Genomic DNA, 22,101 nt, shown 5'->3' on the forward strand with positions numbered 1-22,101 from the left:
AATTTTTTGATTATTATGTTTCTAATTAGTATTAAATTATTAAATTTAAGCTATATTTTAATAATTTTTTATAGAATAGACAACTCGGTATTTTAAGGTATTTTAAATTTTAAATTAAGGTATTTTTATGAAAACAGCCCTAGGCTCCCTTCAGCTTATTTCTATTATAAACCGTATTCCAATAGACACAAAGGCTATTATAAATAAATTCGCACTAACACATAATGAGCCTAGTATGGAAGAACTTGTTAGGATATTAAAAGATTGCGAATTTAAGGCAAAGATAAAAACTTACAATATAAAAACTCTTTTAAAATATGACGCACCTTTTATAGCACAGAAAAAAAATAATGAGTATTTTTGTATATTAAAAGTATTAGAAGATGAGAATAAAGCAGTTATTTACGATGGTGGAAATGAAACAAGGGAAGTAAGTTTTGATGAGCTTGATAAATTAGTAAATTTAAGATTTATTGTTTTAACGCATAAATCTATAAATTCCCAGATTAAATTTGGCTTTGCTTGGTTTTATAAAAGAATGCTTGCTTATAAAAGAATTGTTTTTGAAATTTTGATAGCCTCTTTTATCATGCAACTTTTTGGACTTGTAACGCCGCTTTTTACACAAGTTATACTGGATAAAGTTTTAGCTCATCATAGCATAAGCACTCTAAATGTTATTGCAGTTGCATTTCTTGGAGTTATAATCTTTGAGATGCTGCTATCGCTTTGTAGAAATTACATATTTGCACACACTACTACAAAGATTGATGCGAGGCTTGGTAGTGAGCTTTTTAGGCACTTAATACTACTTCCAATGATATATTTTGAGAGTAGAAAAGTTGGAAATATAGTAGCCAGGGTTAGAGAGCTTGATATTATTAGAGATTTTATAGCAAATAAAACAGTAACTGTATTGCTTGATGTGTTATTTAGCTTCGTATTTGTATTTATGATGCTTTTATATAGTGTAAAATTAACTTTGATTGCAATTGGTTTTGTTGTTGTCATAGGCGCTATATATTTTTTTATAACACCAGTTTTAAGAAAAAGATTAGAAGAAAAATTTCAAATGGGGGCTGCTTCAAATTCTTATTTAGTTGAATCAGTTACTGGTATGCAAACTGTTAAATCGCTTGCCATCGAAGGGAGTATGCAAAAACAGTGGGAAGAGTATCTTGGAAAATATGTAAAATCAAGTTTTAATCTTAGCAATCTAACAAATGTAGCAAGCGGCTTTGCAAATGCACTTCAAAAATTAATGACATTAAGTATACTTTATTTTGGCGTAAATTTAGTAATGGAAAATAAGCTTACCGTCGGACAACTAATAGCTTTTCAGATGTTTGCAGGGCAGTTTTCAGCTCCTATTATGAGACTTGTTGGTTTATGGAATGAGTTTCAACAAGCACTTTTAAGTGTTGATAGACTTGGTGATATACTAAACACTCCAACAGAACAAACTACTGATAAGCCAATAACTCTAAATCAAATTCAAGGTGACATAAAATTTGTAAATATAAATTTTAAATACAATACAAGTTCAAATTTGGTACTAAAAAATATAAATTTACATATAAAGCCAAATAAAAGTATAGGTATAGTTGGGCGAAGCGGAAGCGGAAAAAGCACTATAACTAAGCTTATAGAAAGACTTTATTTACAAAGTGAAGGTGCTATTTATATAGATGGCATAGATATAAGACATCTAAATCCATATGTATTAAGACAAAATATCGGTGTAGTTTTACAAGAAAATTATCTTTTTAGTGGAACTATAAAAGATAATATCTCTTTTGCCTCAACTGGTGCTAGTATGGAGCATATCATTAGGGTTGCACAAATTTCTGGTGCACATGATTTTATAACAGAACTTCCAAGCGGATACGATACTATAGTCGGCGAAAGAGGCTCATCTTTAAGCGGTGGTCAAAAGCAAAGAATAGCAATAGCAAGAGCACTTATCAATAATCCTAAAATTTTGATATTTGATGAAGCAACTTCGGCACTTGATTATGAAAGTGAAAGTATAATAACAAAAAATTTAGCGCAAATTAAAGAAAATAAAACATTTATCATTATAGCACATAGGTTAAGTACTGTAAAAGACTGCGATGAAATAATTGTAATGGATAATGGAGAGATAAAAGAAAAAGGTACTCATGACGAACTTATTGCACTTAATGGATACTATAAAATTTTATACGATAAACAAGATTTGCGATAAATGTTTCCAAAAAGATATCTTTTTTATGTATACTTTCGTTCGAAAAGTAACGGTTGTTTTTATGGAGTTTTATTATTATAATAATTTAATGAAAATATTATAATAATTTAAATAAAATGTTGTTTGACACATAAAACAAAGGAGACAAAATGAGTGTAAATACAGCTACTGAAGTTCTAGCAAGAAATGCTTCTAATGTTGATGTAAGTAAGGTGATAGATACTTCTATCTCAGCTATAAATAATATTTTTGATATGGTTGACTCTGTCAAAAAAGAGCTTGCAAATGGAGTTCCTGCAAATAATACATCTATAAGTTTTGATAAGTTTATGGATCTTATTTCTAAAGCAAAAGGGCCATTTGGATCTACTCTCTCAATACTTGACGATATGAAACATACTCTTGAAACTGGTGGTAAAATAACAGATGGCCAGATTCTTGGAGCTCTTTCAAATATAGTTGGAATGGCTGCGAATGCTGCTATGTTGGCAAATCCAGTTATTGGAAATGTAATTGGTATAGTAAGTTCAGCCATAGCAGGTCTTGCTACTCTTTTAAAAGATACAACTATAGCTCAAGATATAGTAGATACTTCTCTTGGCATATTCTATAAAGTTATAGAAAATCTTCAATCTCAAGGTGTTGATTTTTCAAATAGCCTTATAAATCCAGCAGAATTCCCTGTAACATTAAATGATCTTTGGTTTGAAATTTCAGGCAAGTATAAAGATACTTTAATAGGGGATGATAAAGATAATGTTTTAGATGGCGGTAGAGGTAATGATGTATTGCGTGGAAAAGGCGGCAATGATACTCTAATAGGTGGCACTGGTCAAGATAAAATATATGGCGGAGAAGGTGATGACATCTTAGATGGTGGTCAAGGTTGGGATTATATAGAAGGAAATAAAGGAAATGATATTCTTTATGGTGGAAATGGACTAGATACTCTAAAAGGTGGTCTTGGAGACGATACATACTTCTTTAAGAAAAATGACGGAATGGACACTATAAAAGATATGCCTTTGATAAATGTAGGAAATCAAGATGGCGGATTTGATACTATTAAATTTGACAAAAGTGTTAGAAAAGAAGATATAACATTTTTAAATATTGCAGGTGTTTTGTCTATAAGATATGGCAAAGGTGATAGTGGTTTGATATCAGTTTTTGGTCAGTTTACTGATGATAGAAGAGCTATTGAGAAAATTGAGCTTGCAGATGGTGAGTTTATAACAAAAGATCAAATTGCAAAAGTTACTCAAGATCTTAATGCTTATGCTAGAGAACATTGGATTATTGCTACTCATAATAATGTACAAAATAATGCAGATATGATGAATATGGTTATGAATAGTTGGCAAAATGCTTAATTAAATTTAAATATTTCAAGGAGATAAAACAATGGAAAGTATTCCATTAAAAGATATAGTAGGTGCTGTTAACAGCACCGTAACATCAGCTGATAAAGTGGTAAATACAATTTTTGATATATTTAAGTATCTTCAAAAAACAGCTCAAGATCTAAATATTCCTTACAAAGATTTAGATAGTAGAATGGATGATTTACATAAAGCTTTAACTGATGAAAATGGTAAAGTTACTGATGGAGATATACTTGGTGCTATTAGTGGAGTTTTAGGTACTATAGGAAATACAGCTGCTTCAGTAAATCCTATATTTGGTATAAGCATAGGGTTAGCTGCAGCAGGTGTTGCAGGAGCTGCAAGTTTGTTAAAACACACAACTATAGTTCAAAATATTGTAGATACATCGCTTGGAATTTTTAATAACATTGTAAATTCTCTAGAATCTCAAGGTGTTGATTTTTCAAATAGCCTTATAAATCCAGATGAGCTTCCGCTAAGCTTACAACAATTATGGAAAGACATAACTGGAGAATATACAGATAGAATTAGAGGAACAGCTGGAGATAATATCATTGCTGGCGAAAGAGGAAATGATACTCTTTATGGTAGAGCCGGCAATGATATTATAATGGGTGGAACCGGTCAAGATGTATTGTATGGTGGAGATGATAATGATACGCTATTTGGTGGTCAAGGCTGGGATACTTTAGATGGCGGTAGAGGAAATGATTTCTTAAATGGCGGAAATGGCAGAGACATATTAAGAGGCGGTATAGGCGATGATACATATTTCTTTAAGAAAAATGATGGAGTAGATACCATAAAAGATATGCCTTTGATAAATCATTCTGGTAAAGATGGCGGATTTGATACTATCAAATTTGATGAAAGTGTTAAGAAGGAGGATATTACTTTTGTAAAAAGCGCTGGAAACCTATCTATAAGATATGGTGATGGAGATAGCGGAACTATAACTGTTTTTGGTCAGTTTAGCGATGATAGAAGAGCTATTGAGAAAATTGAGCTTGCAGATGGCGAGTTTATAACAAAAGATCAAATTGCAAAAGTTACACAAGATCTTAATGCTTATGGTAGGGATCATTGGATTATTGCTAATCATGATAATATTCAAAAAAATGCAGATATGATGAATATGGTTATGAATAGTTGGCAAAATGCTTAACTTAAAAAAGCTTGATATTTTTATCAAGCTTTTTTATTAAATTTATTTAGTTGTTTCTGTGCTTAAGTTTTTTATTGTATATTTTTTGATTATTTGTACTCTTTTTGCAAATGATTTCTCAAATTCTTTATATGATTTAATAAGTGAAGATGATAGTATTTGGAGTGTTGATGATAATGTTAAACAAAATCATCTTAAATTAGAATCTAGTTTAAATAACACTTTAAAACAAAAAAATGTCTATTCTTACGAAGATTTATTAGATAATATAAAGACTTTTGCCCCAAAGATTTTATTGCAAAAACTTGAAACTGCTTCATCTGCTGCTGAGTTAAGATCTGTTAGAAGTGAGCTTTATCCGACATTTAATTTGTCTTTAAATGAAGAGTATTCAAAAAGATATGATGATTTTCCATTAAGAAATACAAGTGTTGGTAATGATAGTATAATACAATCAACTGGATACCAAGCTTATGCGTCTATAGGGTTAAATTATAATATTTTTAATTTTGGCTCTACTCTTGATAAGATAGATGCTTATAAGGCTAAAATAAAAAGTTCAAAACAAAAAGAATGCATGGTTTATAAAGATGTTGCTTTGTATTTGCTCGATGAGTATTATAAAGCAATGATTTTAAAAGAACGCCTTAAATACACAAATGATTTGCTTTCAAATTTAACACAAATTTATGAAAATAAAAAGAGATTAAATGAAGTAGGCGAACTGCCAAAGTCATCTATTTTTGAAGGAGCTTTGAAAATAGCCGATGAGAGTTCAAATTTATCTTATATACAAAAAGATATTACCCAAACTCTTTCAAATATAAATTATATAACTGGCGCAAATATATCCGATATAAATGTTCTTGTTTATTTTAGAAATGTTTTAAATAATACTAAATTTATAAATTTTTATGAAACACCAAAGGCAAAACAGTTATTTTATCAAATTGAGGAAAAAAGAAATCTTTTAAATAGTGAGTTTAAAAACTATTTTCCATCTTTAAGCTTATATGCTAGATATAATTTTTACGGATATGATAGAAATGATATTATTGAATCTATAGATAAAGCAGAAAAAAATGGTTATAAATTTGGACTTGTTATATCATATACACTTTTTGATGGCTTTAGAAGAGAATCTAGGATAGAAAATGCAAAGATTGAGTATCTAAAATCAAATTTAGAACTTGTTGATGCAAAAAGAGAGTATGAACAAAATATTAAGTCTTTGCAAGAAAATATCAATCAAGAGCAAAATAAAATATCAAATTTAGCTAATTCAAAAGATTATTCTAAAAATATACTTAACATCGCAAATAGACTAAACAAAAGTGGCGAAGAAAATTTAAATAACGTAATAGAAAGTATAAATTTAGATATGAGAAAAAACATAGAACTGATACAAAGCAAGATAAAACTTGATATGTTAAAAGTAAAAAAAGATATAATTAGTAGTGATAAATTATGTGATGGAATATAAATATGTTTAAAATTTTTAAAAAAATTGATGATGACTCTTATGAATTTAAACCCGTTATTATTGAGATAGAAGATAGACCATTAAATCCACTTGGAAGAACTGTTTTATGGATAATCATAACGCTTATTATAGCTTGTATTTTATGGCTATTTTTTGCTAAAGTTGATGTTGTAGTTAGTGCTAGAGGCAAAGTTATACCAACAGGAGAGATAAAAATTTTAAAACCACTTGAAACAGGTGTTGTATCAAAAATATTTGTTAAAGAAGGTCAGGTTGTAAAAGCTGGTGAAATTCTTATGCAAATAGATCCAAGTGTTTCTATGGTAAATTTAAAAACTAAACAAGATGAATTAGATGCGATAAATATGAGTATAAAGCGTTTAGAAACTCTTGGTTTTGGTAAAAAATTAAGCGATGAAGAGTTGAATAATTTGAGTCAGGATGAAAAAAAATTATATCTTCATCAATTAAATACATATGAAGACACTATAAAACAATACGAATTTAAATTAGCTCAAGCAAAGCATTCAGCTAATGGTATAGACTCTGAGATACAAAGACTATCTTTACTTTTAAAAAAAAGCAGCGATAGACTTGATAGACTTCAAAATGTTAAAGATATAATAGCTTACAAGGATTATGAAAATACTCAAAAAGAGGTTTTTGATACTACCGAAAAACTTAATATTGCAAAACAGCAAAAGTTAGAATCAGCAAAAAAGATAGGCGAAATAAAACAAGAAATGAGTGTTTTTAAAGAAAATATCAAGACAAAATATTTAGATGAACTTATAAATAAGCAAAAAGAAGCAAGTGATATAAAAGCTCAAATCAATACCTATATGTTTCAAGGCAAACAACAGCAGATAACTTCTCCAGTTGATGGATATATAGGAAAACTTATGATAAACACACAAGGTGGTATCGTAAACTCAACTGAGCCTCTTTTATCTGTAATACCGGCAAATGAACCGCTTATAATAAAGGCAAATGTATTAAATAAAGACATTGGATTTTTAAGTGTAGGTCAGGAAGTTGCTATAAAAATAGATACTTTTAATTTTCAAAAATATGGCAAACTCGATGGTAAATTATTTTATATATCAAATGATTCCTTAAAAGATGAGAAACTTGGCGAAATTTATGAGATAAAAGTAGAACCAAAACAAACTACGCTTTTAGTGGATGGAGAAGAAAAAAGTATAGAACCTGGAATGAGCGTAAGTGCCGAGATAAAAACAGGCAAACGAAGAGTTATAGAACTTTTTGTTTATCCTATTATTAAATATTTAGATGAAGGATTAAGCGTTAGATAAATTTATAGTATTTTTTAAATTTTGATATAATTCCATTTTTAAATTTAAGGAACTTGTATGAAAAAACCGATATTCGTTTTTATATTGGCTCAGAGTTTGGTTTTTGCTTCTTGGGATATGGCTATATCAAATGCAATGATTTCTCTAAAAAGTTACTATACTTATGATGTTGCAAATTATAAAAAATCTTTGTTAGAAGTTGTAAAACAGAGCGAAGAAGCGATTTTAAATCCAAAAAATGGTGATTTTATAGTAAATTTACCAAAAAAATCTAATGAAATTTTGAAAAATACTGATAAAAGTGGAAGATTAAATGATAAATTTAGCGAAATTTTAAATTTAGTTTTTAAACAAAATGTGCCTTTTATTTCACAAACACTGCAAAATGCAATATCTTCTATGAGTGATAAACAAGCGATGAAAATTATGAATGGAGAACTTTTAAGCACTTATTTAAAAAATTTAACCTATTTAAAATTAAACACTACTTTTAAAAATAGCATAAAAAACATTACAAAAAAACCTAAATATAAACACGCTTTTATGCTAGCAAATAAATCAAAAAGCGGCTTTGAAAATTATCTTATAGATGATTTTTTAAATGAACTTTTTGAGTTTTTACAAACTAATGAAAAAGATTTTATGAACGATCCTTTTGGTTTTAGTGCAAATAAAGCGGTAAATTTAAAAAAATAGTATGAATATAAAAAATAAAACCTTACTTGCAGATATTTCACTTTTAATTGTTGCAATTAGCTGGGGCTGCACATTTTTAATAGTTCAAGAAGCTGTAAGTTTAGTAAATGTTTCTAGTTTCTTGTTTTGGAGATTTTTGTTAGCTACGGCTTTGATGTTTGTTATCTCTTTTAAATTTGGTATAAAATTTGATAAAAATAGTCTTATTTGCGGTGCATTTTTAGGCTTATTTTTATTTGGTGGATTTATCGTTCAAACTTACGCTCTTAAATACACGATAAGTTCAAAAGTAGCTTTTATAACTGGTTTAAATGTTATCATAGTTCCATTTTTTATGCTGTTAATTTTTAAATTTAAAGTTAGTAAATTTACTATATTTGGTGCGATATTAGCTTTTTTTGGTTTGTATTTTTTAAGCGGCGCAAACGAAATAGGTCTAGCAATAGGCGAAACACTAGCTTTTATTTGTGCTATTTTTTATGCACTTCATATAACTTTTACAGATAGATTTATCAAAAAATGCAATATTTATAGTATGGTTACGACGCAGTTTTTCGTAGTTTCAATACTTTGTTTATTTGCGGCTATACTTTTTTCTCAAAACTCTTATGGAGCTAGTAAAATTTTAGGTGGCTTAGAAATAAGCAGAGATGGAAATTTTATTTTTGCTGTGTTGCTAACATCCATTGTTGCTACTGTTTTTGCATTTTTTATCCAAAGTTTGGCTCAAAGATACACAACAGCAAGCAAAACAGCACTGATTTTCACATTTGAGCCAGTTAGTGCTGGGATATTTGGTTATATTTTTGGAGAGATTTTAAGCAAAGGGCAAATTTTGGGTGCATTTCTCATTATTATTGGTATTTTGATAAGTGAAATAGGAAATGCTGTATTTAAAAAACAAAAAACATAAAAAAATATATAAATTTAATAACTTCTTAAAGCCCACTTGGATAAAATTTACTATTTTTATAAAAAAAGGTAAAATTATGGAGTACAAAGATACACTCTTGCTCCCTACAACTCAATTTCCAATGAGAGGAAATCTTCCTCAAAATGAGCAGCAGAGATTTAAAAAATGGTATAGTGAGCCAAAAGTTTATGATAAAATAAAAGAAAAAAGAGCTAAAACATCGGTAACATTTAATATCCACGATGGCCCACCTTATGCAAACGGACATCTTCATATCGGACATGCATTAAATAAAATTTTAAAAGATATTATTACAAAAACTCACTACTTTTTTGGTGAAAATGTGCGTTATTTACCAGGCTGGGACTGCCATGGTTTGCCGATAGAACAACAAGTTGAAGTAAGTCTTGGCGAAAAGAAAAAAGATGTTTCAAAAGTTGAGATAAGAGAACTTTGTAGAAAACATGCACAAAAATTTATAGAGATTCAAAAAGATGAGTTTAAATCAATGGGAATTATTGGGGATTGGGGTAATCCTTATTTGACGCTTAAATTTAAATTTGAAGCTAGAATTTATAAATCACTTTGTGATATAGCAAAAAAAGGTCTTTTGATACAAAGAAGTAAGCCTGTTTTTTGGAGTTGGGCTGCAAAAAGTGCTTTAGCTGAGGCTGAAGTTGAGTATAAAGATAAAGAAGATTATAGTGTGTTTGTTGCATTTGATTTGGGAAAAGAAGCAAATGAAAAAATTGGTGCAAAAAATGCAAAAGCCGTCATATGGACTACAACACCTTGGACTTTGGTAGCAAATCAGGCAATATCACTAAATCCTAATGAAGAGTATGTATTAACATCTGATAATTTAATATTTGCAAAAAAACTTCTTGAAAATGCTAAAAATGAAGGTATCACAAATGGCGAAGTAGCAAAAGTATTTGCTTCAAAAGAGCTAGAAAATTTATATGCTATCAACCCTCTAAATGCAAGAAAATCAACATTTATTTTAGGCGAACATGTTTTAATGGATGGTGGAAGCGGTTTGGTTCATACTGCCCCTGGACATGGCGAAGATGATTATCAAGTAAGTTTAAAATACGGCATAGAAGTTATAATGCCTGTTGATGAAGAAGGACGCTATGATAACACTCTTAAAATCAAAGGGCTTTTACCAGAAAATATTTGTGATGAGTTTATAGGACTTCATATATTTAAAGCAAATGAGAGAATTTTGGAACTTTTAGGAGATCATCTTTTAAAACAAAGCAACTTTACACACTCATATCCATTTTGTTGGAGAACGCATAAACCGGTAATTTATAGAGCAACAAAGCAGTGGTTTATAGCGATGGATGAGCCAAAATTAGATGGTAAAACATTAAGAGAGGTTGCGTTAAACGAACTTAATAATGTTAAATTTTATCCACAAGCTGGTAAAAATCGCATAACTTCTATGATAGAAAACCGCCCTGATTGGTGTATATCAAGACAAAGAGATTGGGGTGTGCCAATAGCATTTTTTATAGATAAAACTACGCTTGAGCCAATATTTGATGATGATATTTTAAACCATGTTTATGATATTTTTGAAAAAGAAGGTGCAGATGCTTGGTGGAGTAAAGAAATTTCAGAACTTTTACCTAAAAATTCAAATTACAATCCTTCAAATTTAGAAAAAGTAACTGATATACTAGATGTTTGGTTTGATAGTGGCTCAACTTGGAATGCGGTTTTAACAACAGATGATTATGATGCAGGAAGTTATAAAGCCGATATGTATTTAGAAGGAAGTGATCAGCATAGAGGCTGGTTTCAAAGCTCTCTTTTAGTAAGCTGTGCCATAAATGGTCATGCGCCATATAAAAACATACTAACTCACGGATTTACTGTTGATGAAAAAGGTCAAAAGATGAGTAAATCGGTGGGAAATGTGGTTGCTCCAGATGATGTTGCTAAACAATACGGTATAGAAATTTTACGCCTTTGGGTTGGAATGAGTGATTATTCTAGTGATTTAAAAATAAGCGATAATATTTTAAAACAAATTAGCGAACAATACAGAAAAGTGCGTAATACTATACGATTTTTACTAGCAAATGTTTGTGATTTAGATGATATTTATACAAATTTTACAGAACTCGATAAGTGGATTTTAACTAGGGCTAAAGTAGTTTTTGATGAGACATATAGCTGTTTTAAAAATTATGAATATTCAAAAGGTTTTAATGCTCTTTTAAATTTTTTAAGCTCTGATTTGAGTGGTATTTATCTTGATATATGCAAAGATAGGCTTTATTGTGATAAAGTAGATTCAGATAGAAGAAGAAGTGCTCAAAGCACAATGGCTATTATTACTAGATCTTTATTACCGCTTATTGCCCCTGTTTTAACATACACGGTTGATGAGGTTATGGATTATGCACCAGATATCATAAAAAATGGTGCAAATGATGCGTTTGATCTAGTTTATAAACCTTTAGAATATGAGTTTAATAGTGATATAGGCTCAGGACTAGAAGCAAGGGCTAAGTTTTTTGAAATCATAGATTCATTAAAAAAACAAAAAATTATAAGCTCAACCCTAGAGCTTTGTATGCAAACAACATCAAGTGAGCTTTTGAGTTTGGATTTAGAAGAGATAATGGACTGGTTTATGGTTAGTGAGATGAAAACTTATGATAATAGCGAGGGGTTGGCTGAGTTTGTAGTAGATAATTATAAATTTAAACTTCTAAAATCAAACTTGCATAAATGTCCAAGATGTTGGAAATATCAAGCAAAAGAAGAAGGCGAGCTATGTCATAGATGTGAAAAAGTGATGAAAAATGCTTGATAAGCCTATGAGTAGCTGGATAATCGTATTTACGCTACTAATTATATTTGCGATTATATATTTTGGCATATTGTTTGTAAATAAACATAAGGAGAATTAGTGATAACTTTAGAAGAAGCTTTAAAACTAAGTAGTGAAGATATAAAAAACTTTAAAAAAGAACTTGCTGTAAAAATTAATAAAAATAAAGAAATCGGTGCTTATATAGAGCAATTTACAAATGAGCCTATAAATGAAAGTGGAGATGGTGTTCCTATCGCTATAAAAGACAACATTCAAGTAAAAAATTGGAGTATAACTTGTGCTTCAAAAATACTTCAAGGTTATGTTGCTCCATACAATGCTACTGTTATAGATAAAATTTTAAAATCAGGTTTATCTCCATTTGGCAGAACAAATATGGATGAGTTTGCTATGGGCAATACGACAGAATCATCATTTTATGGGAAAACTCTAAATCCGCTTGATTGCTCAAGAGTTCCTGGTGGAAGTAGTGGTGGAAGTGCAGCTGCAGTTGGTGCAGGGCTTGCAATAGCTGCTCTTGGAAGTGACACTGGCGGTAGCGTAAGGCAACCTGCTGCACTTTGTGGTTGCGTTGGATTTAAACCAAGTTATGGTAGAGTAAGTAGATATGGCTTAGCAGCGTATTCTAGTAGTTTGGATCAAATAGGACCAATTACGCAAAATGTAAAAGATGCTGCAATTTTGTATGATATAATAGCTGGTTATGATCCAAAAGATAGCACAAGTGCAAATTTAGAGCATATTAGCACTTCTGATAAATTAAATAGCGACAAAAAATTTACAATATGTGTTATAGAAAATTACTTAAAAGAAGCAGACGAAGATACTCAAAAAGCACTGAATTTAAGCATAAATAAACTAAAAGAAGCAGGACACAATATAGTCTATAGAAATTTTGTTAATTCAAAATACGATGTTGCAACTTATTATATAATTGCAACTGCTGAGGCAAGTGCAAATTTAAGTAGATATGATGGTGTCAGATACGGCAATAGAGCTGATTGCGATAGTTTATCTGATATGTATATAAAAACAAGAAGTGATGGTTTTGGCGATGAGGTAAAAAGAAGAATACTTCTTGGAGCTTTTGTTTTAAGTAGTGGATATTATGATGCTTACTATGTAAAGGCTCAAAAAGCAAGAGCTTATATAAAAAAAGAGTATGAAGATATATTTAAAACCGCAGATCTTGTTTATTTACCAGTAACTCCAAAAGTTGCACCTAAATTTGGAGATCTTTGTGATCCATTAACTTCTTATCTAAGTGATATTTATACAATAGGCGTAAATTTAGCAGGACTTCCAGCTATTAGTCTTCCTGTTGGAAAAAATGCAGATAATTTAAGTATAAGTGCACAAATAGTAGGAAAAGCTTATGATGAACAAAGCGTTCTTGATGGTGCATATAGTCTTGAAAAAATTATAAGGGGATAAAATGAAATTAAGAGAAAAAAGAGCTTTGACTTTTGAAGATGTTCTTCTTGTACCGCAATACTCAGATGTTTTGCCAAAACAAGTTGATATAAAAACTAAATTTAGTAAAAATGTATCACTAAACATACCTTTGGTTTCAGCAGCAATGGATACAGTAACTGAACACAGAACTGCTATAATGATGGCAAGACTCGGAGGAATAGGAATTATTCATAAAAATATGGATATAGCTTCTCAAGCCAAAGAGATAAAAAGAGTTAAAAAAAGTGAAAGTGGAGTTATAATAGATCCAATTTTTATAAAACCAGATGCTAAAATAAAAGAAGCTTTGGATCTTATGTCAGAAGTTAGGATTTCTGGTGTTCCTGTTGTTGATGAAAACAAAACTTTGATAGGAATTTTAACAAATAGAGATTTAAGATTTGAGACAAATTTTGATAAATTAGTATGTGATGTGATGACAAAAGCCCCGTTAATAACAGCACCAAAGGGCTGCACGCTTGATGATGCAGAGGAAATTTTTAAAAACAATAAAGTAGAAAAACTTCCAATTGTTGATGAAAATGGTAGATTAAGCGGTCTTATAACAATAAAAGATCTTAAAAAAAGGATAGAATATCCAAACTCAAATAAAGATAAATTTGGAAGACTTGTTGTTGGAGCAGCTATTGGAGTAGGACAATATGATAGAGCACAAGCTTTGGTAGAAGCTGGTGTTGATGTTATGGTTATTGATTCTGCTCATGGGCATTCAAAAGGAATTATCGATACTTTAAAAGAGTTAAAAAAGAGATTTAGTAATGTTGATATAGTTGTAGGAAATGTAGCAAATTATGCCAGTATCAAAGATTTGGCGGAAGCTGGTGCTGATGGTATAAAAGTTGGTATTGGACCTGGAAGTATTTGCACAACTAGAATAGTTGCTGGTGTTGGTGTACCTCAAATTACAGCTATTGATGATTGTGTAAAAGAAGCTGATAAATACGGCATCCCAGTTATTGCAGATGGCGGGATAAAATACTCTGGAGATCTTGCCAAAGCTTTAGCAGTTGGTGCAAGCTCTGTAATGATGGGAAGTATATTTGCGGGCTCAGATGAGGCTCCTGGAGATCTTGTTACTCTTCAAGGTAGGCAATATAAAGTTTATCGTGGTATGGGCTCTATAGCTGCAATGACAAGGGGAAGTGGTGATAGATATTTTCAAGAAGGAACAGCGAAAGAAAAACTAGTTCCAGAAGGAATTGAAGGAAGAGTTCCCTATGCTGGAAGTATAAGAGCCATAGTTCATCAACTAATTGGCGGACTTAGAAGTTCTATGGGGTATTGCGGAAGCAAAGATTTAGCTACATTTAAACAAAAAGCGGAATTTGTAGAAATAACAAGTGCAGGCCTTAGAGAAAGTCATGTTCATGATGTTATAATAACACAGGAAGCACCGAATTATAGAGTAAATTAGTGCTAAATTTACGTACTAAAAAAGAGCACTTTGAAGAGCCGCTATATTTAGAGAGTGGACGAATACTAGCACCATATGATCTTGTTTATGAAACATATGGTGAGTTAAATTTAAAAAAAGATAATGTCGTAGTTGTTTGTCATGCTTTAACGGGATCTCATCATGCAGCCGGTAAATATGAGAATGATAATAAATTTGGCTGGTGGGATGGCTTAATAGGCGATGGTAAGGCTATAAATACAAATAAATTTTTTGTTATTTGTATAAATATACTAGGTTCCAGCTTTGGCTCAACTTCGCCTCTTAGCATTGATCCGCATACTAAAAAAAGATATGCTCTTAGCTTTCCTGTTTTAACTATAAGCGATGTCGTTAAAGCACAAATCAATCTTTTTAAAAGATTGCAAATAAATAGTGTTTATGCAGTTATAGGCGGCTCTTTAGGCGGTATGCAAGCACTTTGCTATGCTATAGAGTATCCTAAATTTGCTAAAAATATTATCATTTTGGCTAGTTCATATCAAACTAAACCATGGGCAATAGCTTTTAATACAATTTCTATTGAAGCTATTAGAAATGATCCTGAGTTTAAAGATGGTAATTATGATGAAAAGGAGATATCAAAAAATGGTTTAAAAGGTCTTGCTTTTGGTAGAATGGCTGGACATATAAGCTTTCTTTCGCCAACTTCAATGGATAAGAAATTTGGTAGAAATTATGTTCCAACAGATGGCATTTATGAGCTTTTTGGAAGATTTCAAGTGGATAATTATATGCAATACAATGGATTTAGTTTTTCAAAAAAATTTGATCCATTGTCTTACATATATATAGCAAAAATGATGAATATTTTTGATTGCACAAGGCACTATGATAGCCTTGATGACGCATTTAGTAAAATTGAATCATACCTTACTTTGATTTCTTTTAAAGGAGATATTTTATTTCCTCCAAATTTAATGTTTGAAATGTATGAAGTTATGAAAAAAATAGATAAAAACAGAGTTAATTATGTTCAGATAGATAGTGATTACGGGCATGATGCCTTTTTGGTTGAGATAGATAAAATAGAGCCATATATAAAAAATGTTTTAAAAGGAAAAAACTATGGAAAATGATAATTTTGAAGAAAAACTAAAAAAAATAGATGAAATACTCAATGAGTTAAATGGTAAAGATATAAATTTACAAGATAGTGTAAATATTTATAAAAAAGGTATAAAACTTTTAAAAGAAAGTAGAAAAATACTTGAAGATATAAAGTTGGAAGTTGAGTATATAAATAAGGATGAAGAGTGAAAATTTGTGCTCTTCAACTGCCAACACTTCCTATGAGTTCAGCGAGGTTGGATTATTATCTGCAAATTTGTGCAAATGAGGGTGTAGAGTTAGTTTGTATAGGTGAGTATGTCTTAAATAACTTTTTTAGAGATCTTGTAAAAATGCCAAAAAATCTCATAAAAGAGCAAAGTGATATGAGAAAAACTATCATGAATGATCTTTGTAAAAAATATGATATAAGCATAGTCGCACCGCTTATATTGCAAAAAGGCAGAGGTTTTGTAAAAGTTTGTGCTAAATTTTCTAAGAACCAAAATAAATTTTATGAACAAAATTTTCTTATGCCTTATTCTCACTGGGATGAAAAGAGCTTTTTTTTAAATTCGCCAACTAAAGTAAATATTCCAACATTTAACATAAATAGGACTAAATTTGCTATTATCAATGCTTATGAGACAAACTTTGATGTATGTTGGCAAGAGATTATGAAAAAAAAAGTAGATGTTGTTATAGTGCCTAGTGCTTGTACATTTTTTAGTGAAACAAGATGGAAAGAACTTTTAAAAACAAGAGCTTTTACAAATTTAGTGTATATTCTTAGAATAAATAGGGTTGGAGAGCATAAATATGAAAATGAAAGATGGAATTTTTATGGACAAAGTATGCTAATAAACCCTTTTGGTGATATTGTAAATGAACTTGGAAAAGATGAAGAAATGCTTATAGTTAATATAGACAAAAAAGAAATAAATAAGGCTAGATCTTTGTGGAAATTTAGTGATCAGCTAAAAAATATTGGAGCTTTTTAATGAGTGAGTATTTTCTTAGACAAATTGCACTTTGGGGTGAAGATACGCAAAATTCTTTAAAAGATAAAAAAATAGCCATAATTGGCAGTGGAGGTCTTGGAAGTTCTCTTGGTTATGCACTTTCATCAAGCGGTATAGGAGAAATTTCTATAGTTGATTTTGATACAGTAAGCTTGCATAATATCCATAGACAAATACTTTTTGGTATGGAAGATATTGGAAAATACAAAGCCGAAGTTTTTAAAGAGAAGTTAGAAAAAAGATATGATGGCGTAAAAATCAATGTTTATTTACAAGATTTTGAGACCTGGAGTAAAAAAGGACTTAAATTTGATCTTATATTAGATGCAACTGATAATATGCCAACAAGAGCTTTGATAGATGATTTTGCAAAAAATACAAATACACCTTGGATATATAGTAGTGTTGAGGGGTTTAATGGACAACTTTGTTTTATGCATAATGCAAAGTTAGATTTTGTAAAGATAAATGATAGATTGCCAGGCGGCATAGCTGCTCCTATAGTAATGTTTATGGCATCTTTTGAAGCAAATTTAGCTATTAGGTATTTAGCAGGATTAGAAGTAAAAAAAGATATGCTTTATTATCTAGATATGAGCAGTGGAGAGCTTAATATAAGTAAATTTAGTGTAAGATAAATTTAGAAGCAAATTAATGCTTCTAAATTTCTTTTTAACCACCAAATACCGGTAAAAATAGAAATAATTTGATAGTTATAGCGTTTGCTATATCAACAAAAAATCCACCCATTATAGGAACTACAATAAATGCTATTCTTGATGGGCCAAAGTGATCTGTTACGGATTGTAAATTTGCTATAGCTGTTGGAGTTGCACCCATTCCAAATCCGCAGTGTCCTGCAACCAAACAAGCTGCATCATAATCTCTTCCGCAAATATTAAATGTAACATATCTTAACCATAAAATAAGTACAACTGTTTGTACTGCAAGAAGAGTTATCAAAGGAACAGCTAATTTTGTAAGTTCTATTAAATTTAAAGTCATTATAGCAATTGAAAGGAATATAGCTAAGCTCACATTTCCTATAACGCCAACTTCTCTATCAAAAACTTGATGTATATCAAAATAATGGAATGAGTTTCTAATTATAATTCCACTAAATAGACACCAAACAAATGTAGGAAGTGCAAAAGCAGTGCCTTTTAAGAAAAAGTTAATAGTTGTTCCTAAAAACATAGCAAGGGCAAAAAGACCCAAACTTTTTACAAATGATGAACTTGTTATAAGTCGTTGTTTTTCAGGCTCTGAAAATACCTCATCGCTAGTTTGACTATTGCTTTCTTTTTCTGTAGGTTTTAGATTAAATTTTCTAATCAAGCTACCAGCTACTGGACCACCAAATAAGCCTCCTGCTATTAAACCATATGTAGCACTTGCCATAGCTATATCTTTTGCAGCCTCAAACATATATGGTGCTTTCATAAAAGTATCACCCCATGCTGCACCTGTTCCGTGCCCACCACTAAGTGTAATAGAACCAGCTAATAGACCAAGTAGCGGATTTTCGCCCATTAAAGTCATAAGTCCAACACCAACAGCATTTTGAACAAATAAGAATGAGCATACAGCGATTCCAAAAAGAACTAGAAGTTTTCCACCTTTTTTAAGACTTGCAAAATCTGCACCAAGACCAACTGATGTAAAGAACATAAGCATAAACGGATCTTTTATAGCTTCGTTAAATTTGATACTTATACCACCTAATGAATATAAAAGAAAAACAAATATAGCGACAACTAAACCACCAGTTACAGGCACCGGAATGTCATATTTGTATAAAAAATTTGACTTTTTAGTTAAAAATGTTCCAATCCAAAGAACAAAACATACAATAACAAAAGTAGCATAAAAGTCCAAGCTTATAGTTGTTATCTCGTTTGCATTGCTAATAGTAGCAAAAGCTATTTTAGTAACACCTTCTGTCATTAAAACCCCTCTAGTAAGTATTAAGTTGAATTTAGTTGCATATTTATAAATTTATAATATATGGAAATGTTTATTAAACCCCATTATTACAATATTTATTTAGCGTTCATTCTATCATATAAAATATTAATAAAAATTAAAAAAAATAACTTAATTTTATAAATTTAATCATAAAATGTAATTAAAAAAACAATATCATTTAAATTTAATAATAATTGTTGTAGAATAAATATTTGAGTTTAAAGTCTATAGAAAGGAAAATTATGTCCGAAAAAAACAGTAGGAGAGATTTTATAGGTATGTCTTTTGGTGCTGTTGCCGCAATAGGCGGTATATTTGCACTTGGAGCTGTTAAGAAAACTTGGGATCCGCTCCCTAGCGTAAAAGCAGCGGGTTTTACAACTGTTGACCTTAGTCCTATAAAAGAGGGTGAAATTTATAATGTAGAGTGGCGTAAAAAGCCTATTTTTGTTATGAAAAAATCAGCTGATTCAAAACCAAATGAAGCTAGAGATATTGTTGTTGGAGATGCTAGATATATTGTCGTAATTGGGCTATGCACACATTTAGGCTGTATCCCAAGCTGGAGTGCATCTAGAAAAGAGTTTGTTTGTGCTTGTCATGGAGGAGTATTTAATGCTGAGGGCATAAATAAATTTGGACCACCTCCTAGACCTTTGGATATTCCTCCTTTTAAAATAGAAGGAACAACGCTTGTTCTTGGCGAAGAAGGTCCTGAATACAAACAACTGATGTCTAAAGCATAAGGGGGAAGTTATGTCGCATATAAAAAAATCTACAAGTTTATTTGATTGGTTTGATCAAAGATTGAATATAGATAAATTTTGGAAAGTTATGGTTAGTGAGTATTGGATACCAAAAAATATAAACTTCCTTTGGGCTATGGGTGTTATTTTATTAACGCTTTTTATACTGCTTTTTGTTACTGGACTATTACTAGTAATGTATTATAAACCAGATGCTGTTGTGGCGTTTGATAGTGTAAATAAAACTATCATGCAAGAAGTTGAATATGGTTGGCTTTGGAGACATATACACGCAGTTGCCGCTTCTGTTATATTTTTGATACTTTATATTCATACATTTACTGCAGTTTATTATAGATCTTATAAAAATGGCAGAGAGATGATATGGGTTAGCGGTATACTTTTATTTTTGATATTTTCAGCCGAGGCTTTTAGTGGATATATGCTTCCATGGGGACAGATGAGTTATTGGGCAGCTACTGTTATAACTCAACTTTTTGGAGGTATTCCTGTTATAGGTGAAGCTGTGGTAGAGTGGATAAGGGGAGATTATGCTGTAAGTGATCCAACTCTTACAAGATTTTTTATGCTTCATGTTTGTTTGCTTCCAGTTGTAATTATAGCCGTAATTGCTCTACATTTTTATGCACTTCGTTTTCCACATGTAAATAATCTTGATGGAGAAGAGATAGATTTTGAATTAGAAGCTGATAAATATCTAAAAGGCAATATGAAAGAAGCTAAAGTTATACCATTTTGGCCAGGATTTTTAGCAAAAGATTTCATGTATGTTTGCATATTTATGATATTTTTCTTCTATTTGGTAGGATTTCAGTTTAATTTTGCCATGGATCCTATAAATTTTGATCCTGCAAGTCATTTAAAAACACCTCCACATATTTATCCTGAATGGTATTTTTTATGGCAGTATGAAATTTTACGCGGATTTTTCTTTGATGTTGGACCGCTTAAAGCCGCAGATATAGGACTTATGGCTTTTGCATTTTCTGGAGTTTCTCTTATATTTATACCTTGGCTTGATAGAAGTAGTGTTGTTGCTCCTGCACATAAAAACAGAGCATATTTCATATGGTTTTGGGTATTAATGATAGTTTTAATAGCGCTTACTATTTACGGTAAGTTGCCAGCCGATGGAGTAACTTTTGGCATTAGCAATACTTATATAGGTTTTGTTCTTTCTATAAGCTATATAGCATTATTGCTTGTATTTTTACCTCTTATTACTATAGCTGAAAGAAAAAGGGGGTAGAAAATGAAAGAGTTAAAGATATTAATTATAGTTTTATTTATGGTGTTAGTTACATATTGGGGAGTTGAGCCTTTGGCGCACTCTGTTATGAATCCGCACACATCTTCTGCAAGTTATGATTTTTCATCTTCAGATAAAGAGTTTGTAAATAAAAAAGTAGATTTAGCAAATGCTAATATTAAAAAAGCTGGCAATGATGAAGCTAACCTAAATTTAGCAAATAAAGAGCTTGAAAAAGCTACAAATTTAAAAACAAAATATGATGAACTTTGGGGTAAAGTTGATAGCATTGACTTTTCAAAAGGAAATATTACATCAGGAGAGCAAACATTTGCTATGGCATGTGCAAGTTGTCACTCTTTAAAAGTAAAAGGTTTGCCTAATCCTATGGGTGATGATAAAACAGCAAGTGAAGCTATGGGAGTGGTGCCGCCAGATCTTAGTTTAGCTGGTTATTTATATGATGATAAATTTTTAGCTGCTCTTATACTAGAACCAACCGTAGCTTTAAAAGTATCACATGTATTTAATGATGAAAAGCCTTTTCCTATGACTCAATTTTTTGGTCTTGGTGGAGATATAAATCAAGAAGTTGCAGATATAATAGCTTATTTAAATTCAGTTGCTCCAAAAGAAGCTAGCAATAAAGAAGTCTTTGATAATGCTTGCCAAAGATGTCATGATATAAAATATGACAATATGTATGTTTTAGGAGATAGATTAAGTCTTAAAAACCATATAGGATCAAATCCACCAGATCTTTCTATGATGATTCGCTCAAAAGGTGAAACTTATTTACATAAATTTATAAATGATCCTCAAAAAATGCTTCCAGGAACTGCAATGCCTAGAGTTGGGCTTAACGAAAAAGCAGAAAAACAAGTTGTAGAATATATGCAAAAAGTTGGAGATTCTAAAAAAGATGAAAGAGAATCTGTTTCTATAAAAATCATGATTTATTTTGCTATACTTTCTGTTTTTGCTATACTTTGGAAAAGAAAAATCTGGAAAGATTTGCATTAAAATTTATCCCCAAATAAGGGGATAAATTTTTAGATAAAAATGTAAAGGGAA

At 30.6% G+C, this 22,101-nt stretch carries 18 protein-coding genes; 17 read left to right on the forward strand and 1 reads right to left on the reverse strand.

Annotated features, from left to right (window positions below; translation table 11 throughout):
- Positions 1-127: 127 nt before the first annotated feature.
- The 14 genes from CSPT_RS01870 to CSPT_RS01935 all read left to right on the forward strand — a co-directional run bounded on the left by CSPT_RS01870 (position 128) and on the right by CSPT_RS01935 (position 17,681).
- Positions 128-2,227, forward strand: a complete 2,100-nt coding sequence (locus CSPT_RS01870; protein ID WP_089182042.1) for a peptidase domain-containing ABC transporter — start codon at positions 128-130, stop codon at positions 2,225-2,227.
- 149 nt (positions 2,228-2,376) lie between these two features.
- The gene (locus CSPT_RS01875; RefSeq protein ID WP_089182043.1) at positions 2,377-3,600 is read left to right on the forward strand and encodes a calcium-binding protein; all 1,224 of its coding nucleotides are present in this window, start codon (positions 2,377-2,379) and stop codon (positions 3,598-3,600) included.
- Positions 3,601-3,631: 31 nt separating this feature from the next.
- Positions 3,632-4,780: a calcium-binding protein gene (locus tag CSPT_RS09370; RefSeq protein WP_089182044.1), complete on the forward strand. Its 1,149-nt coding sequence runs from the start codon at positions 3,632-3,634 to the stop codon at positions 4,778-4,780.
- A gap of 58 nt (positions 4,781-4,838) precedes the next feature.
- Positions 4,839-6,263: a TolC family protein gene (locus CSPT_RS01885; RefSeq protein ID WP_089182045.1), complete on the forward strand. Its 1,425-nt coding sequence runs from the start codon at positions 4,839-4,841 to the stop codon at positions 6,261-6,263.
- A gap of 2 nt (positions 6,264-6,265) precedes the next feature.
- On the forward strand, positions 6,266-7,579 hold the full coding sequence (locus CSPT_RS01890) for an HlyD family type I secretion periplasmic adaptor subunit (protein ID WP_089182046.1): 1,314 nt from the start codon (positions 6,266-6,268) through the stop codon (positions 7,577-7,579).
- A gap of 57 nt (positions 7,580-7,636) precedes the next feature.
- On the forward strand, positions 7,637-8,275 hold the full coding sequence (locus CSPT_RS01895; protein ID WP_089182047.1) for a DUF4197 family protein: 639 nt from the start codon (positions 7,637-7,639) through the stop codon (positions 8,273-8,275).
- A gap of 1 nt (position 8,276) precedes the next feature.
- Positions 8,277-9,188 carry a DMT family transporter gene (locus tag CSPT_RS01900; RefSeq protein WP_089182048.1) on the forward strand — a complete coding sequence of 304 codons (912 nt, stop codon included), beginning with the start codon at positions 8,277-8,279 and terminating at the stop codon, positions 9,186-9,188.
- Between the two features lie 76 nt (positions 9,189-9,264).
- The gene (gene ileS, locus CSPT_RS01905) at positions 9,265-12,018 is read left to right on the forward strand and encodes an isoleucine--tRNA ligase (protein WP_089183291.1); all 2,754 of its coding nucleotides are present in this window, start codon (positions 9,265-9,267) and stop codon (positions 12,016-12,018) included.
- Positions 12,019-12,117: 99 nt separating this feature from the next.
- Complete coding sequence (gene gatA / locus CSPT_RS01910) at positions 12,118-13,476, forward strand: Asp-tRNA(Asn)/Glu-tRNA(Gln) amidotransferase subunit GatA (protein ID WP_089182049.1); 1,359 nt, start codon at positions 12,118-12,120, stop codon at positions 13,474-13,476.
- A 1-nt stretch (position 13,477) separates the two neighbouring features.
- Entirely contained in the window at positions 13,478-14,932 is a 1,455-nt protein-coding gene (gene guaB / locus CSPT_RS01915) for an IMP dehydrogenase (protein WP_089182050.1), read from the forward strand.
- Positions 14,932-16,050, forward strand: a complete 1,119-nt coding sequence (metX, locus tag CSPT_RS01920; RefSeq protein WP_089182051.1) for a homoserine O-acetyltransferase MetX — start codon at positions 14,932-14,934, stop codon at positions 16,048-16,050. The genes guaB and metX overlap by 1 nt, the downstream gene beginning before the upstream one ends.
- The gene (gene xseB, locus CSPT_RS01925) at positions 16,040-16,231 is read left to right on the forward strand and encodes an exodeoxyribonuclease VII small subunit (RefSeq protein WP_089182052.1); all 192 of its coding nucleotides are present in this window, start codon (positions 16,040-16,042) and stop codon (positions 16,229-16,231) included. The genes metX and xseB overlap by 11 nt, the downstream gene beginning before the upstream one ends.
- A gap of 32 nt (positions 16,232-16,263) precedes the next feature.
- Positions 16,264-17,022: a carbon-nitrogen hydrolase family protein gene (locus tag CSPT_RS01930; protein WP_089183292.1), complete on the forward strand. Its 759-nt coding sequence runs from the start codon at positions 16,264-16,266 to the stop codon at positions 17,020-17,022.
- Complete coding sequence (locus CSPT_RS01935; RefSeq protein WP_089182053.1) at positions 17,022-17,681, forward strand: HesA/MoeB/ThiF family protein; 660 nt, start codon at positions 17,022-17,024, stop codon at positions 17,679-17,681. The genes CSPT_RS01930 and CSPT_RS01935 overlap by 1 nt, the downstream gene beginning before the upstream one ends.
- Positions 17,682-17,715: 34 nt before the next feature.
- Here CSPT_RS01935 and gltS read toward each other — a convergent pair whose 3' ends face one another.
- Positions 17,716-18,936, reverse strand: coding sequence for a sodium/glutamate symporter (gene gltS / locus CSPT_RS01940; protein ID WP_181892296.1), 1,221 nt, complete (start codon positions 18,934-18,936; stop codon positions 17,716-17,718).
- A 317-nt stretch (positions 18,937-19,253) separates the two neighbouring features.
- Between gltS and petA the strand changes: the two genes are divergently transcribed.
- From petA to CSPT_RS01955, 3 genes are read left to right on the forward strand one after another with little or no spacing between them, the layout of a single operon-like run.
- Positions 19,254-19,757 carry a ubiquinol-cytochrome c reductase iron-sulfur subunit gene (gene petA / locus CSPT_RS01945; protein ID WP_089182055.1) on the forward strand — a complete coding sequence of 168 codons (504 nt, stop codon included), beginning with the start codon at positions 19,254-19,256 and terminating at the stop codon, positions 19,755-19,757.
- A 10-nt stretch (positions 19,758-19,767) separates the two neighbouring features.
- Positions 19,768-21,027, forward strand: coding sequence for a cytochrome b (locus tag CSPT_RS01950; protein WP_089182056.1), 1,260 nt, complete (start codon positions 19,768-19,770; stop codon positions 21,025-21,027).
- A gap of 3 nt (positions 21,028-21,030) precedes the next feature.
- On the forward strand, positions 21,031-22,050 hold the full coding sequence (locus CSPT_RS01955; protein WP_089182057.1) for a c-type cytochrome: 1,020 nt from the start codon (positions 21,031-21,033) through the stop codon (positions 22,048-22,050).
- Positions 22,051-22,101: the final 51 nt, after the last annotated feature.

The sequence above is a fragment of the Campylobacter sputorum subsp. sputorum genome, assembly GCF_008245005.1.
GTDB classification, from domain to species: Bacteria; Campylobacterota; Campylobacteria; order Campylobacterales; family Campylobacteraceae; genus Campylobacter_F; species Campylobacter_F sputorum.

What these genes read in the sequence shown, in the direction of transcription:
- CSPT_RS01870 (WP_089182042.1), top strand. Translation starts at nt 128, where the DNA reads ATGAAAACAGCCCTAGGCTCCCTTCAGCTTATTTCTATTATAAACCGT.
- CSPT_RS01875 (WP_089182043.1), top strand. Translation starts at nt 2,377, where the DNA reads ATGAGTGTAAATACAGCTACTGAAGTTCTAGCAAGAAATGCTTCTAAT.
- CSPT_RS09370 (WP_089182044.1), top strand. Translation starts at nt 3,632, where the DNA reads ATGGAAAGTATTCCATTAAAAGATATAGTAGGTGCTGTTAACAGCACC.
- CSPT_RS01890 (WP_089182046.1), top strand. Translation starts at nt 6,266, where the DNA reads ATGTTTAAAATTTTTAAAAAAATTGATGATGACTCTTATGAATTTAAA.
- CSPT_RS01895 (WP_089182047.1), top strand. Translation starts at nt 7,637, where the DNA reads ATGAAAAAACCGATATTCGTTTTTATATTGGCTCAGAGTTTGGTTTTT.
- CSPT_RS01900 (WP_089182048.1), top strand. Translation starts at nt 8,277, where the DNA reads ATGAATATAAAAAATAAAACCTTACTTGCAGATATTTCACTTTTAATT.
- ileS (WP_089183291.1), top strand. Translation starts at nt 9,265, where the DNA reads ATGGAGTACAAAGATACACTCTTGCTCCCTACAACTCAATTTCCAATG.
- guaB (WP_089182050.1), top strand. Translation starts at nt 13,478, where the DNA reads ATGAAATTAAGAGAAAAAAGAGCTTTGACTTTTGAAGATGTTCTTCTT.
- xseB (WP_089182052.1), top strand. Translation starts at nt 16,040, where the DNA reads ATGGAAAATGATAATTTTGAAGAAAAACTAAAAAAAATAGATGAAATA.
- CSPT_RS01930 (WP_089183292.1), top strand. Translation starts at nt 16,264, where the DNA reads ATGAGTTCAGCGAGGTTGGATTATTATCTGCAAATTTGTGCAAATGAG.
- CSPT_RS01935 (WP_089182053.1), top strand. Translation starts at nt 17,022, where the DNA reads ATGAGTGAGTATTTTCTTAGACAAATTGCACTTTGGGGTGAAGATACG.
- petA (WP_089182055.1), top strand. Translation starts at nt 19,254, where the DNA reads ATGTCCGAAAAAAACAGTAGGAGAGATTTTATAGGTATGTCTTTTGGT.
- CSPT_RS01950 (WP_089182056.1), top strand. Translation starts at nt 19,768, where the DNA reads ATGTCGCATATAAAAAAATCTACAAGTTTATTTGATTGGTTTGATCAA.
- CSPT_RS01955 (WP_089182057.1), top strand. Translation starts at nt 21,031, where the DNA reads ATGAAAGAGTTAAAGATATTAATTATAGTTTTATTTATGGTGTTAGTT.